Genomic DNA, 13,400 nt, shown 5'->3' on the forward strand with positions numbered 1-13,400 from the left:
GCATGGCCGCCCCGCCGATCGCGGACGACCCGGCCGCCTACCGCCCCACCCCCCCCGCCCTCGCCCCCGCACCGAACGGTGCGGGGGCGGGCCCTTCTGCACGCCGCCCCGGGGTTCCCGGGCACGAGGCAGGGGGCCCGCCGGTCGGGCGGGCCCCCTTGGGTGTTGCTCTTGTGCTCATGGTGACGGCTGTCGGGAGCCGCCGACGGACCCGGTGGGGTCCCGAGCGATCAGAACATCAGAGGATGGTCAGATAGCGGTGACGTTCTCCGCCTGCGGGCCCTTCGGGCCCTGGGTGACGTCAAAGCTCACCGCCTGGTTCTCCTCCAGCGAGCGGAAGCCGCTCGCGTTGATGGCGGAGTAGTGGACGAAGACGTCGGGGCCGCCGCCCTCCTGGGCGATGAAGCCGAAGCCCTTCTCAGCGTTGAACCACTTGACGGTTCCCGTGGCCATGCCGTTCTCCTTGCGAGGGACGTATCGGGGGCCACACCGTGTGGCACCCGGTCCGCTGCGCTGATCGCCCTGCCTCCGGACGAGTCCGAAGTTTTTCGATATTGCTGAAAAACTACAAAAAGCCTGCGGTTACATGCTCCGCAGGCTTCAAGTACTGCAAGGGGAATCAAACTGCAACTGAGGGCAACGCTAGCATGCGGTCGCTGTGACGACCAGGGGTGACTTGCGGCCCGGACGGCGCGTGTCGTAAGGCCCCGCGCGAGGGCGCGGGGCGGGCGGCGCAGGGGTGTTGGGCAGGCGGCGCGGGCGCCCCGCGAGGGTCGGGAGGCGGGTCGCGCGCAGGCGTGCGGGGCATCCGTGGCGGAGTCGGCGCGGGCGTGTCGGGTGGCCGGTGCGAGCCATTCCGAACACCGGGCATACGCTGCGGGGAAGCGCACGAACAGCACGAGGGAGCGGCGCAGTGGCAGCACCGGACGGACAAACGCGGGAGCCCCAGGAGAACACCCCGGAGATCACCCCGGTCAGGCCGCGGGTCGGCCATATTCAGTTCCTGAACTGCGTCCCCCTCTACTGGGGCCTCGCGAGGACCGGCAATCTGCTCGACCTCGACCTCACCAAGGACACCCCGGAGAAGCTGAGCGACCAGCTGGTCGACGGCCGGCTGGACATCGGGCCGATCACCTGCGTCGAGTACCTGCGCAACGCGGACGACCTGCTCGTCCTGCCCGACATCGCGGTCGGCAGCGACGGCCCGGTGATGTCCTGCATCATCGTCAGCAAGGTCCCGCTGGGCGAGCTCGACGGCCGACGGGTCGCGCTCGGCTCCACCAGCCGCACCTCCGTCCGGCTCGCCCGGCTGCTGCTCGAGGAGCGCGAGGGCGTCCGCCCGGAGTACTTCAGCTGCCCGCCCGACCTCAGCGCCATGCTCGCCGAGGCCGACGCCGCCGTCCTGATCGGCGACCCGGCGCTGCGCGCCTACCTCGGACAGGCCGCCGACCTCGGACTGACCGTCCACGACCTCGGCGAGATGTGGAAGGACTGGACCGGACTGCCCTTCGTGTTCGCCGTCTGGGCGGTGCGCCGGGAGTTCGCCGAGCGCCGGCCCGAGCTCACCGCGGCCGTCCACCGGGCCTTCCTGGAGTCCCGCGACCTCTCGCTCGTCGAGGCCGCCAAGGTCGCCGAGCAGGCGGCCCGCTGGGAGGCCTTCGGGGCCGACGTGCTGGAGCGCTACTTCAGCGAGGCCCTCGACTTCTCCCTCGGCGGGCGCCAGCTCGCCGGGGTCGCCGAGTTCGCCCGGCGGGTCGCCCACGACAGCGGCTTCGCGCCGGACGTGGCCGTGCGGTTGCTCGAACCGGTGGCGCTGCCCGTCGGCTGAGCGGTCGCGTGGGACGTGGCCGTGCGGTTGCTCGAACCGGTGGCGCTGCCCGTCGGCTGAGCGGTCGCGTCGGACGTGGCCGTGCGGTTGCTCGAACCGGCGGTGCCGCCCGTCGGCTGAGCGCGGCCCCCGCCCGGCCCGGTACGGTCTGCTCCCGGGTGCGTCCTGCGGGCGACCGCAGCGCGTCCCGGGAACGGCGGACGCGGCCGGGCGGCCGCGTCGACGGCGCGAGGGGAGCGTGCGGGGCATGCGGGCACTGGGGTCGGACGACCCGCGTCAGGTGGGCGCCTACCGACTGCTGCGGCGGCTCGGCGCGGGCGGGATGGGCCGCGTCTACCTCGGCCGCACGGCGGGCGGGCGCACCGTCGCCGTCAAGGTGGTGCGCAGCGAACTCGCGGACGACGCCGAGTTCCGCGCCCGCTTCCGGCAGGAGGTCGCCGCGGCCCGGCGGGTCGGCGGCGCCTGGACCGCGCCCGTGCTCGACGCCGACACCGAGGGCGAACACCCCTGGGTCGCCACCGGCTACGTGGCCGGCCCCGCGCTCGCCACCGCCGTCCGGGACTCCGGACCGCTGCCCGAACCGGCCGTGCGCGCCCTCGGCGTCGGGCTCGCCGAGGCGCTCGCCCACGTGCACGGGCTCGGCCTGGTGCACCGCGACGTCAAGCCGTCCAACGTGCTGCTCACCCTCGACGGGCCGCGGCTGATCGACTTCGGCATCGCCCGCGCGCTCGACGCCACCAGCGGCTTCACCCAGTCCGGGTACGTGGTCGGCTCGCCCGGCTTCATGTCCCCCGAGCAGGCGAACGGACGGCCCGTCGGCCCGGCCGGCGACGTCTTCTCGCTCGGAGCCGTCCTCGCCTTCGCCGCCACCGGGGTGCACCCCTTCGGCGAGGGCGTCAGCGCCGCCGTGCTGCTCTACCGGGTGCTCCACGAGGAACCCGACGTCGCCGGCCTGGCCGGGCCGCTGCGCGCGCTCGTCCTCGACTGCCTGGCCAAGGACCCGGCCGCCCGGCCCACCCCGGCCCGGCTGCGCGAACGGCTCGACCCGGACGGCGGCGCCACCGCCCTGCTGGGCCACGGCGGCTGGCTGCCGCCCGCGCTGGCGGCGGCGGTCGGGCGCAGCGCCGTGGAGCTGCTGGACCTGGAGGGGGATCCGGACGGCGGCGGCCCGCCGGACGAGCCCGTGCCGACACCGACCTACGTGCCCCGCGGCCACTACCCGCCCCTCGGCCAGCACCCGCCCGCACCGGTGACGCCACTGGAGCCGGGGCGGCCCGGCCGGCCGGGGCAGCCTGGCCGGCCGGGGCAGCCCGGGCGGCGGCGGGCCGGGCGGGCGGCGGCGGCCGTGCTGGCCGCGGCGCTGCTCGCCGGCGCCGGGTACGGGCTGTACGCGTGGACGCAGCGGCCCGATCCGGCCGGGACCGCACCGACCACGGGACCACTGGCCGTCCCGTCCGTCGACCCGGGCCGGTCCGGCGCGTCGCCGGGGGCGTCCGGGGAAGGCGGGGCGTCCGGGGAAGGCGGGGCGGACGGACCGTCCGATCCGTCGGCCGCCGCGTCACCGGCCGGGCGCTCCGGGCCGCCCGCCGCCCCCGCGACCGCACCGGCGTCCGGGTCGGGAGGGACCGGCGGGCCGAGCGCCGTACCGGCCGCCTTCCTGGGCACCTGGCGCGGAGACATGGTCAGCGACAAGGGCCTGCCCGCCGGCACCACCACGCTCACCATCGGCCCCGCCGCGATCGGCCAGGAGAACACCACCAGCCGCAACGCCCTCACCGGCCTGATCCCGCTCAGCTGCGACGGCGCCTGGACGCTCAAGTCCGCCTCCGGCAGCGCCCTCGTCTTCACCTCGCGGCTGGTCCGCTCCTCACTCCCCGGCGCCTGCACCAGCGGCTCCTACGCCGAGACGCTCACCCTGCAGGCGGACGGCACGATCCGCTTCACCTCCGCCGACCCGGCGGCCGGTAACCCGGCCGGCACGATGCGCAGGGTCGACGGGACAGCGGGCTGACGCGGCCGCCCGAAGGGCCTGGCGTAGGCTGGTTCGGCCGTACCCGGACGCCCGCCGTCCGGGGGCCGGCAGCGCCGAGAACAGCAGTACCCGAGAGAGAGAAGGCCGCCAGGTGACCGAGCTCGCAGCGACCACCCTCGATGCGCCCAGCACCGACCTGCAGGCCGTGCTCGACCGGGCCGCCGCCGGCGGCCGGATCACCCCGGAGGAGGCGCTGGAGCTGTACCGCTCGGCGCCGCTGCACGCACTGGGCTCCGCCGCCGACGCGGTGCGCCGCCGCCGCTACGCCGGTACCGAGCACATCGCGACGTACATCATCGAACGCAACATCAACTACACCAACGTGTGCGTGACGGCGTGCAAGTTCTGCGCCTTCTACGTGCCGCCGAAGAGCGACAAGGGCTGGTCCCGCGAGCTCGACGAGATCCTGCGCCGCTGCGCCGAGACCGTCGAACTCGGCGGCACCCAGGTCATGTTCCAGGGCGGTCACCACCCCGACTACGGCGTGGAGTACTACGAGCGCGCGTTCTCGGCGATCAAGGCCGACTTCCCGCAGCTGGTGATCCACTCGCTGGGCGCCTCCGAGGTCGAGCACATGTCCCGGATCTCGGGCGTCTCGATCGAGGAGGCCATCACCCGGATCCACCGGGCCGGCCTGGACTCCTTCGCCGGCGCCGGTGCCGAACTGCTGCCCGCGCGGCCGCGCAAGGCGATCGCCCCGCTCAAGGAGTCCGGCGAGCGCTGGCTGGAGATCATGGAGGCCGCGCACGGCCTCGGCGTGGAGTCCACCTCCACCATGCTGATGGGCACCGGCGAGACCAACGCCGAGCGGATCGAGCACCTGCGGATGATCCGCGACGTGCAGGACCGCACCGGCGGTTTCCGGGCCTTCATCCCGTACACCTACCAGCCGCAGAACAACCACCTGAAGGGCTCGACCCAGGCCACCGTCTTCGAGTACCTGCGGATGATCTCCATCGCCCGCCTGTTCCTCGACAACGTCGCCCACATCCAGGGCTCCTGGCTCACCACCGGCAAGGAGGCCGGCCAGCTGTCGCTGCACTACGGTGCGGACGACCTGGGCTCCGTCATGCTGGAGGAGAACGTCGTCTCGGCGGCCGGTGCCAAGCACCGCTCCAACCTCACCGAGCTGATCCACCTCATCCGGGCCGCCGACCGCGTCCCGGCCCAGCGCGCCACCACCTACGAGCACCTGCGGGTGCTGGACGACCCGGCCAACGACCCGGTCGACCAGCGGGTGGCCTCGCACATCGCCTCCACCGCGATCGAGGGCGGCACGGCGCACCCCGAGCTGAAGATCCTGGACAACTGAGGAGCGGGGCGCCGACGTGCTGACCCTCCACCGGGCGGCCCTCGTGCTGCCCGACCCGGCCGACCCCACCGCCCCGTCCCTCGCGGACGGGGCGGTGCTGGTGCGCGGCGAACGCGTCGAGGCCGTCGGGGCGTACGCCGGGCTGGCCGCCGCCCACCCGGGGGCACGGGTGCGGGACTGGGGTGCCGCCGTGCTCACCCCGGGACTGCGCAACCCGTACGGGCACCGGCTGCTGGAGCGTGACTACCACCCGGACCCGCGCGAGGGGATCGGGGTCGAGCCGCTCGTGGACGGGTTGGTGGACGCTGGGGATGCCGGGGCTGGGGGTGCTGCGGGTGCCTTGGGTGGTGCCGGTGGTGCGGGTGCCTCGGGGGCTTCGGGTGACGACGCGCGGTGCGGGGCCAGCGCCCGGCGCGGGCTGCAACGGATGCTCGGTTTCGGGGTGACGGCGGTCGCCGGGCCGTTCGAGCGGAGCTCCGTGCGCACGGCCGTGGCGCGCTCGGGGCTGGTGGCGCTGCCGGGCGACCCGGCCACGGGTGCCGACGCGGACCGGGGTGCCGCTCCGGGCGCGGCCGGTGGTCGGCTGCTGGACCCCCTGGCGGTGCTGCCGCTCTCGCGGGCCGTCCACGGACGGGTGACGGTGGGCGGCCGGGCCGACTTCGCGGTCTTCCCGGCGGGTCGGGGAGCCGTCGGGGACGGCCTCGGGGACGGCCGGGTCGGCGGTGCGGTGGACGCGACCGGGGACGAGGCCGGGGGCGAGGCCGGGGACGAGGCCGGGGGCGAGGCCGGGGACGAGGCCGGGGCGGGAGAGGCCGCCGTGGGCGTCGGGCCGCTGCCGGGCGGCTGCCTGGCGACCGTGCTCGCGGGGCGGTTGGTGTACCGCCGGCGCTGAGCGGCGCCCGGGTCGTTCGTCCGTACCCGCCGGTAGCCGGACTTCCCTGCGGCGCAACGGACTTCCTTCGTGTGCTGCCGAACTGCGGTGTCCGCAGCGTGGAGTGATTACCCCTTCGCCGTGACCTGAGGGCCCGCCAGCGGCTACGATCCCGAACAGCTCACTCCGTACCCTCACCACACCACCGCCCGTGCCCGCGGGCGGCGCGGCCCCGTCCCAGGGCCCGAAGGCAAGCCAGGACAGGAACCATGCGATCCGCGACCGTCCCCCCACCGCGAACCCCGCGGTTGGGCCGTGGTTGGTACCTCGCCGCCGTGCTCAGCGCCGTGCTCGCCGTCGGCATGTGCCTGCTCGGCTGGCGCCAGGCCGAGCAGGCCGACCGGATCGCCGCCCACCCGGTGAGGGTCGAGGGCGTCGTCACCCAGCTGCCCACCGGCGGCGGCTCCTACAGCGCCGTCAGCTACCGGGCCTCCGGCCAGCAGCACACCGCGGCCGCGCTGCCGCTGACCGACGGCGCCAGGGTGGGCGACACGATCTGCCTGGAGCACGCCGCCGACGACCCGGGCGCGGTGCGGATCTGCGGCGACACCTATCCGCAGCCGGTCGGCGTCGGCCTGGCCCGGTTCAGCGTTCCGGTCGCCGTCGGGCTCTTCGCGATCTGCGTGCTGCGCATCCGGCGGCACCGGCGGGCCGTCGCGGTCCGCGCCGGCCAGGGCCGGCTGGCCACCACCGTCGCCCTGGCGACCGGGGCACTGGCCGACGGGATGCCCGCTATAACGCACGGCAAGCGCTCCCGCCGCCGACGGCGCCCGGGCGGGCGGCGCGCCCAGCACTGACGGGGCCGGCGTGCCCGCCGCGGGCCGGCCGGGTGCCGGCCGGGGGGCCGGATCCGGTGGCCCGGCGTGCCCCGTTGGTCGGGGCATCGGCGCCAGGGTGAACAATGGGGTCGTGACCCGAGCCTCTCTGGACAAGCAGCCGCACGAAGTCGCCGCCATGTTCGACGACGTCGCGGCGAAGTACGACCGCACCAACGACGTGCTCTCCCTCGGCCAGGCCCGCGCCTGGCGCCGGGCGGTGGCCGAGGCGGTGGCCGCCGGACCCGGGGACCTCGTGCTCGACCTCGGAGCCGGCACCGGCACCTCCTCGCTGCCCTTCGCCGACGCCGGCGCGCAGGTCGTCCCGTGCGACTTCTCCGTCGGCATGCTCGCCGAGGGCAAGCGCCGCCACCCCGAGCTGCCGCTCACCGCCGGCGACGCCACCCGGCTGCCCTTCGCGGACGACACCTTCGACTCGGTGACGATCTCCTTCGCGCTGCGCAACGTCCACGACACCGACGCCGCGCTGCGCGAGATGCACCGGGTCACCAAGCCCGGCGGCAAGCTGGTGATCTGCGAGTTCTCCACCCCGACCTGGACGCCGTTCCGGACGGTCTACACCGAGTACCTGATGCGCGCCCTCCCGCCGGTCGCCACCGCGGTCAGCAGCAACCCCGACGCGTACGTGTACCTCGCCGAGTCCATCCGGGAGTGGCCGGACCAGCCCGCGCTGGCCGCCAAGCTGCAGGAGAGCGGCTGGTCCAAGGCCGCCTGGCGCAACCTCACCGGCGGCATCGTCGCGCTGCACCGGGCCTACAAGCCGGCGTAGCGCGCACCGCCGCGGCGCCCCCGGACCGCGGGGCGCGGTCGGGGGTGCGGGGCGAGGTGCGGTCCGGTGCGGTCCGGGTCCGGGGCGGGACGCAGCCGGGGGCGTGGTCGTTTCCGGCGCCGTGAACGGAACTAGACTGCCCAAGACAACGCCGCCGTCCCCCAGCCGCAGCTCCAGGAGAGTGTCCACCGTGTCCGAGACCGCAGCCGACCTGACGAAGCCGGACAGCCCGATCGAGAGCACGGCCGACGTCATCGTGGTCGGCGCGGGCCCCGCCGGCTCCACCACCGCGTACTACCTCGCCCAGGCCGGGCTGGACGTGCTGCTGCTGGAGAAGACCGCCTTCCCGCGAGAGAAGGTCTGCGGCGACGGCCTGACCCCGCGCGCCACCAAGCAGCTGGTGGACATGGGCATCGACGTCTCCACCGGGAACGGCTGGCTGCACAACAAGGGCCTGCGCATCATCGGCGGCGGCGTCCGGCTCGAGCTCGACTGGCCCGAGCTGTCCGCGTTCCCCGACTACGGCCTGGTGCGCAAGCGCGCCGACTTCGACGAGCTGCTGGCCCGTCAGGCCGAGAAGGCCGGCGCCAGGCTCTACGAGCGCTGCAACGTCAGCGGGCCCGTCCTGGACGACCGCACCGGCCGGATCGTCGGCGTCACTGCCAAGCTCGGCGACGAGAAGCGCCCCGTCACCTTCCGCGCCCCGCTGGTCGTCGCCGCCGACGGCAACTCCACCCGGCTCTCGCTCGCCATGGGCCTGCACCGCCGCGAGGACCGCCCGATGGGCGTCGCCTACCGGACGTACTTCACCTCGCCGCGCCACGACGACGACTACCTGGAGTCCTGGCTGGAGCTCTGGGACACCCGCGGCGGCCAGCGCAAGCAGCTGCCCGGCTACGGCTGGGTGTTCGGCATGGGCGACGGCACCTCCAACGTCGGCCTCGGCATCCTCAACTCCTCGCCCGCCTTCGGTGAGCTCGACTGGCGCGAGGTGCTCAAGGCCTGGTGCGCTGGCATGCCGGAGGAGTGGGGCTACACCCCCGAGAACATGACCGAGCCGATCCGCGGCGCCGCGCTGCCGATGGCCTTCAACCGGCAGCCGCACTACACCCGCGGCCTGCTGCTCGTCGGCGACGCGGGCGGCATGGTCAACCCGTTCAACGGCGAGGGCATCGCCTACGCGATGGAATCCGGCCAGATCGCCGCCGGGGTCATCGCCCAGGCCCACGCCCGGGTCACCGAGGCCGGCCGCGAGCGCGCCCTCCAGGGCTACCCGCGTATCCTCAAGGACGTCTACGGCGGGTACTACACGATGGGCCGCGCCTTCGTGAAGCTCATCGGCAACCCCAAGGTGATGCAGCTCGCCACCCAGCGCGGCCTCACCCACCCGATGCTGATGCGCTTCACCCTCAAGATGCTCGCCAACCTCACCGACCCGCAGGGCGGCGACGCGATGGACCGCATCATCAACGGCCTCGCGAAGGTCGCCCCGAACGCGTAACACCCTCGGGGGCGTCCTCGGGGGAACGCCCCCCGGGGCGCCCTCCGGCGGCCCTCCTCGGTGCGGCCTTCAGTGCGTCGCATCCTCCGCCGCCCCCTGCTCCCGGTCCGCCGGGCGGCGGGAGGCGGCGGAGCGCTGTTCGACGTAGGCGAGGCGCTCGGCGAACACCCGGGCCGCGTCCGGGGTCAGCGTCCGGAGCGCGACGAGGGCCGAGAAGACGACGTCGCAGAGCTCGTGCTGGACGTCCTCCCAGCTGTGGGTCACGCCCTTTCGCGGGTTCTGGCCGGTGGCGCCGATCACCGCCGCACCGACCTCGCCGACCTCCTCGGAGAGCTTGAGGATCCGCAGCAGGAGCTCCTCCCGGGGCGACTGCGTGCCCTCCGCGTCGAGCCACGCGACGACGTGGTCGACGCTCTCCCAGATCCGGCTGTCCATGCGCGCTGCTCCCGTACGGTGTCGGTGGTGCTGCCACCGTACGGGAGCGGCGGCGGACAGCGCCCGGCTCTCGCGGGCCGGGCGGTCGTGACCCGATGGTCGTGACCCAGTGGTCGCGGGCCGGGGGCTGCGAGCCGGGCGGTTCTGAGGCGAGCGGTCCTGGGGCGAGCGGTCACCCCCCGAGCGGTCGTGGGTCCGGGCCCACGGGGTGCCGGCCCCGGGTCAGCGGGTGCTGATCTTCACGTTGCGGATGTTCACCGGGAGGGTCGGGAAGCCGTCGCCGGGGTTGTTCTGGTCGTCCTCGCCGCCCGCGGCGATCTTCTGCAGCACGTCCAGGCCCGCCGTGACCCGGCCGAACGGGGTGTAGGCGGGGGAGAGCTTGGTGTCCTTCCAGACGAAGAAGAACTGGCTGCCGTTGGTGTTGGGGCCCGCGTTGGCCATCGCCACCGTGCCCGCCGGGTAGGTGGCGCCGGTCAGGTTCTCGTCCGGGAAGGAGTAGCCGGGGCCGCCGCTGCCCGTTCCGGTCGGGTCGCCGCACTGCAGGACGTAGATCCGCTGGGTGGTGAGACGGTGGCAGTGGCTGCGGTCGAAGTAGTCGTGCTCGGCGAGGAACCGGAACGAGAAGGTGGTACAGGGCGCCTTGTCGGTGAGCGCCTGGAAGGTGATCGAGCCCTGGCTCGTGCGCAGGGTCGCGCGGTAGGGCTGGGCGGCCTTCTTGGCGTCGAAGACCGGGATGCCCTTGAAGTTGTCGGCCGGCACTGCGGGCGTGTAGGCGCAGGTGGGCGCGGGTGTGGTGGGCGGGGTGTCCGCGACGGCGGTGCCGGTGCTCGCCACGAGCGGCAGGACGGTGGCGACGGCGAGCAGGGCCCAGGGTGCGCGCTTCACGTGACTGGCCTTCCGAGGGGTGGTGGACGGCGGGTTTGGCATGGCGACATCATCCACGCCGGGGCGGCGATCCGGTAGGGGGCGGAGTGGTGTGGGTTCCCGTTCGGTGTCGGAGGGTCAGGAAGTCGCACCCGTCGCGGGGTTCGCCTCGCGGGTGTGGATGAAGAGGCCGGCGCCGGCGGCCAGTGCGGCGGCGTCCGCGGCCCGTTCGGCGGACCGGGCGTCCAGCGGCTCGCCGGTGACGAACAGCCGGTAGTAGAGCGGGGCGGTGGCGGCCCGGACGACTTCGGCGCCGTCCGTGCCGGTGGGCAGTTCCCCGCGGGCGACGGCCCGGTCGGCCACCTGCGCGGCCTGTCGGTGCCGGGCGGTGAAGAAGGAGCGCAGGGCGGCCGCGCCGGTGTCGGAGCGCTGGGCGGCGGTGATCAGCGCCGTGGGAGTGGGGCCCTGCTCCGGGTCGGTGAAGACGGCGAACAGCTCCCGGGTGATGAGGCGGAGGTCCTCCCGGAGGTCGCCGGTGTCGGGTACCGGCCACGGTTGGTCGGCCGAGACGGTCAGGGCCTCGGCGACCAGGCCGTCCACCCCGCCCCAGCGACGGTAGAGCGTCGCCTTGTGGACGCCGGACCGGGCCGCGACCGCCTCCACGGTGAGGCCGTCGTACCCCTTCTCGGTGACCTCGGCGAGCGTGGCGGCGACCACCTCCGCCCGGACCCGGGCGCTGCGACCGCCGGGGCGCGGAGTCGGAGCTCGGGGTGGCTCGGCTCCCGCGGCGGGGCTCGCGGCGGGGCTGGCGGCTGGACCGGCGGCGGGGCGGGGGGTCGGGGTGGCGTCGGGGGTGTTCGCGGTGTTCGCGGTGTCCGCGGTGTTCGTGGCGCTCTCGTTCAAAGTCGACTCCAGTCGCGTTAAAGCTTGCCGTGCGGATGGTCTTGATGCCATGCTCATCGTAATGCGACACAGGTCGCATTACGAGAGGAGCCCTCCCCGATGACCGCCACCGCCATCCCCGACCCGACCGCACTGCACCCGCTCGCCGGCCATGACCGGGTGGTCCTGCTGCGCCCGCTCGTCACCGACCCGCGGATCGACGTCGGCGAGTACACCTACTTCGACGACCCCGAAGGGGCCACCCGCTTCGAGGAGCGCAACGTCCTCTACGCCTACGGGCCCGAGCGGCTGGTGATCGGCCGGTACTGCGCCATCGCCACCGGCACCCGCTTCCTGATGGCCGGCGCCGCCCACCCCACCATCGGCGTCTCCACCTTCCCGTTCACCATGTTCGGCGGCGACTGGACCGAACGGACCCTCGACATCGTCACCGGCCTGCCCAGCCGGGGCGACACCGTGGTCGGCAACGACGTCTGGTTCGGCTTCGGGGCCACCGTGCTGCCGGGCGTCCGGATCGGCGACGGGGCGATCATCGCGGCCGGCGCGGTCGTCACCGCCGATGTCGAGCCCTACACCGTCGTCGGCGGCAATCCCGCCCGCCCCATCCGGCGCCGCTTCGACGAGGCCGACATCGAACGGCTGCTCCGCGCGGCCTGGTGGGACTGGCCGGTCGAACTCGTCACCGAGCACGTCCGCGCCGTCATGTCCGGGACCCCGGCCGACATCGAGGAGATCGCCGCGGCGAACGGTCTGCTCGCCCCCTGAACCGTCCGGCCCGTGAAAGGCCGTTGATCAGGGGCGGGCCGGTGCGCGAAGATGGCGCACCGCCGCTCCACGCTCCGCCCGTTCGCCGCCGAGCCCGCCGCTCGGCCTCCTCCTGGGTCCGTCCGACGCCGTACGGTACTCGCGCCCGCCGGTTCCGTTCGCTCGGAGGGGTCAGACCCATGCGCTCCCGCCTGTTCAGTTCCAGCTCCACGTCCAGCTCCTCGCTCTCGTCCTCGTTCGCTTCCTCGTCGGTCCTCCGCGACCTGCCGGTCCTCCTGGTGGCCGTGGTGTGGGGGTCGAGCTTCCTCGCCGTCCAGCGGGTGGCCGAGCCGGGGACCGCCGTCGCGATGCTGGTGCTGCGGTTCGGGCTGGTGCTTCCACTCCTCGGGGCCGTCGCCTGGCGTGCCCTGCGGAGGCTGAGCCGCGCCGAGTGGCTGGGCGGCGGTGCGCTGGGCCTGGTGCTCAGCGGGATCTTCCTGCTGGAGACGTACGGCGCCGTGCACACCTCTGCCACCAACGCCGGACTGATCATCAGCCTCGCCATGGTGCTGACCCCGCTCGGCGAGAGCGCGCTCACCCGGACCGCCCCGCCGCGCGCCTTCCTCGCGGCCGCCGTGCTGGCCGTCCTGGGCGTCGCCCTGCTCACCGGCGACGGAGGGCTCCGCCCACCCACGCTCGGTGACCTGCTGGTGCTGGGCGCCGCCCTCGTCCGCGCGGTGTTCGTCCTCACCACGGCCCGCACCCGGGCCGTGCGCAACACCGACGCGTTGGCCCTGACCTGGGTCCAACTCGCGGTCGCCACCGCCGTCTTCACGGTCGTCGCGCTTTCCGCGGGGCCGGCACCGTGGGCCGTCGCCGCCTCGTACGGGCCCGGACAGTGGGCCTGGCTGCTCCACCTGTCGCTGTTCTGCACGCTGTTCGCCTTCTTCGTCCAGACCTGGGCCGTCCGAGCCACCTCGCCGTCCCGGGTGAGCCTGCTGCTGGGGACGGAGCCGCTCTGGGCCGCCGTCTTCGGCATCACGATCGCGGGCAACCGGATGGGCCCGCTGGCCCTGCTCGGCGGAGCCGTGGTCCTGTTCGCGACGGAGTGGGGCCGTCGCACCGCCCCGGCTCCGCGGCCGCAGGCCGGGGACGAGGCCCGGGGCGACTCCGAGGGCGCGGCTCCGGCCCCGCCGCCGGCTCCGGCTCCGGCTCCGGAGGCGGCGCGGGCCTGACCGGGCTCGG

Annotated in this window: 13 protein-coding genes; 9 read left to right on the forward strand and 4 right to left on the reverse strand. The window is 74.4% G+C overall.

Annotation, left to right across the window (positions count from 1 at the left end; genetic code table 11):
- Positions 1-249: 249 nt before the first annotated feature.
- A complete protein-coding gene (locus tag AB0N04_RS35410; protein ID WP_030060085.1) occupies positions 250-453 on the reverse strand; it encodes a cold-shock protein in 204 nt (67 codons plus the stop codon).
- Between the two features lie 511 nt (positions 454-964).
- Here AB0N04_RS35410 and AB0N04_RS35415 point away from each other — a divergent pair.
- The 7 genes from AB0N04_RS35415 (at position 965) to AB0N04_RS35445 (ending at position 9,209) form a co-directional block, all read left to right on the forward strand.
- Positions 965-1,828, forward strand: coding sequence for a menaquinone biosynthesis protein (locus tag AB0N04_RS35415; RefSeq protein ID WP_360218916.1), 864 nt, complete (start codon positions 965-967; stop codon positions 1,826-1,828).
- Positions 1,829-2,075: 247 nt separating this feature from the next.
- On the forward strand, positions 2,076-3,839 hold the full coding sequence (locus tag AB0N04_RS35420; RefSeq protein WP_360218829.1) for a protein kinase: 1,764 nt from the start codon (positions 2,076-2,078) through the stop codon (positions 3,837-3,839).
- 112 nt (positions 3,840-3,951) lie between these two features.
- The gene (mqnC, locus tag AB0N04_RS35425; RefSeq protein WP_363365646.1) at positions 3,952-5,172 is read left to right on the forward strand and encodes a cyclic dehypoxanthinyl futalosine synthase; all 1,221 of its coding nucleotides are present in this window, start codon (positions 3,952-3,954) and stop codon (positions 5,170-5,172) included.
- A gap of 16 nt (positions 5,173-5,188) precedes the next feature.
- Entirely contained in the window at positions 5,189-6,064 is an 876-nt protein-coding gene (locus AB0N04_RS35430) for a hypothetical protein (RefSeq protein WP_360218835.1), read from the forward strand.
- Positions 6,065-6,312: 248 nt separating this feature from the next.
- Positions 6,313-6,900: a hypothetical protein gene (locus AB0N04_RS35435; RefSeq protein WP_360218838.1), complete on the forward strand. Its 588-nt coding sequence runs from the start codon at positions 6,313-6,315 to the stop codon at positions 6,898-6,900.
- A gap of 112 nt (positions 6,901-7,012) precedes the next feature.
- Positions 7,013-7,708 carry a demethylmenaquinone methyltransferase gene (locus AB0N04_RS35440; RefSeq protein WP_360218841.1) on the forward strand — a complete coding sequence of 232 codons (696 nt, stop codon included), beginning with the start codon at positions 7,013-7,015 and terminating at the stop codon, positions 7,706-7,708.
- A 211-nt stretch (positions 7,709-7,919) separates the two neighbouring features.
- Complete coding sequence (locus tag AB0N04_RS35445) at positions 7,920-9,209, forward strand: geranylgeranyl reductase family protein (protein WP_360218919.1); 1,290 nt, start codon at positions 7,920-7,922, stop codon at positions 9,207-9,209.
- A gap of 69 nt (positions 9,210-9,278) precedes the next feature.
- Here AB0N04_RS35445 and AB0N04_RS35450 read toward each other — a convergent pair whose 3' ends face one another.
- The 3 genes from AB0N04_RS35450 to AB0N04_RS35460 all read right to left on the reverse strand — a co-directional run bounded on the left by AB0N04_RS35450 (position 9,279) and on the right by AB0N04_RS35460 (position 11,411).
- Positions 9,279-9,644, reverse strand: a complete 366-nt coding sequence (locus AB0N04_RS35450) for a MazG-like family protein (protein WP_360218844.1) — start codon at positions 9,642-9,644, stop codon at positions 9,279-9,281.
- Positions 9,645-9,866: 222 nt separating this feature from the next.
- Complete coding sequence (locus AB0N04_RS35455; protein WP_363365647.1) at positions 9,867-10,529, reverse strand: peptidylprolyl isomerase; 663 nt, start codon at positions 10,527-10,529, stop codon at positions 9,867-9,869.
- 117 nt (positions 10,530-10,646) lie between these two features.
- On the reverse strand, positions 10,647-11,411 hold the full coding sequence (locus AB0N04_RS35460) for a TetR/AcrR family transcriptional regulator (protein WP_360218850.1): 765 nt from the start codon (positions 11,409-11,411) through the stop codon (positions 10,647-10,649).
- 99 nt (positions 11,412-11,510) lie between these two features.
- Here AB0N04_RS35460 and AB0N04_RS35465 point away from each other — a divergent pair, with 99 nt between their 5' ends.
- Both AB0N04_RS35465 and AB0N04_RS35470 read left to right on the forward strand, forming a co-directional pair.
- The gene (locus AB0N04_RS35465) at positions 11,511-12,176 is read left to right on the forward strand and encodes a CatB-related O-acetyltransferase (RefSeq protein WP_360218853.1); all 666 of its coding nucleotides are present in this window, start codon (positions 11,511-11,513) and stop codon (positions 12,174-12,176) included.
- A 179-nt stretch (positions 12,177-12,355) separates the two neighbouring features.
- Positions 12,356-13,390: a DMT family transporter gene (locus AB0N04_RS35470; RefSeq protein WP_360218856.1), complete on the forward strand. Its 1,035-nt coding sequence runs from the start codon at positions 12,356-12,358 to the stop codon at positions 13,388-13,390.
- Positions 13,391-13,400 lie beyond the last annotated feature (10 nt).

The organism is Kitasatospora sp. NPDC051702 (genome assembly GCF_040681575.1).
Taxonomy (GTDB): Bacteria; Actinomycetota; Actinomycetes; order Streptomycetales; family Streptomycetaceae; genus Kitasatospora.